At 55.6% G+C, this 602-nt stretch carries 1 protein-coding gene; it reads right to left on the reverse strand.

The genetic code is table 11. The features are described from left to right. Window positions 1–8: 8 nt before the first annotated feature. On the reverse strand, window positions 9–602 hold a 594-nt coding region (gene gpJ, locus F4V54_RS11180; RefSeq protein WP_428840497.1), incomplete at its 5' end, for a TipJ family phage tail tip protein.

A 602-nucleotide genomic window follows, 5' to 3' on the forward strand; every position in this document is an offset into this window, starting at 1 on the left:
ATCGAATTCTACTGGCCGATGACATACAGCGCCCATTTATCCACATCCGCCGCACCAAGACGTTTCCCCATGCCGTAGCGCGGATGGGTCAGCATATCCCACAGACACCAGGCCATGTTGTTGCTGTATGCCGGTTTAAACGTTCCGTCCCAGATACCGCTGTATTGCCGCGTCTGCGGGTTATAGTTCGACGGCACCTGCAGAATACGCCCGCGCAGATGATAATTACGGCTCACCTGCTGGCTGCCGAACTGCTCCGAGTCCACCTGCACGCCGACCAGTGCCGTGTTCGGGTAGCACTGTTTCACATCGATGATTTCAGTGTATGACGACCAGAGCGTTTTGTTCTGCAGCTGGTCTGTGGTGCTGTCCGGCGTCATCCTGCGCATCCGGATATTAAACGGGCGCGGCGGCAGGTTACCCATCACCACCGAGGCCAGATACTGCGAGGTGGTTTTGCCCTTAATGGTGATGTCTTTTTCCGTCACCCAGCCACCGTTACGTTGTATCTGAACCAGCAGGCGGACTTCCGACGGATTCCTGTCACCCTTTGAGGTGGTTTCCACCAGTGCCTGTACACCGAAGGTAAAGGAATTCGATAG

Source organism: Corynebacterium tuscaniense (assembly GCF_008693065.1).
Taxonomy (GTDB): domain Bacteria; phylum Actinomycetota; class Actinomycetes; order Mycobacteriales; family Mycobacteriaceae; genus Corynebacterium; species Corynebacterium tuscaniense.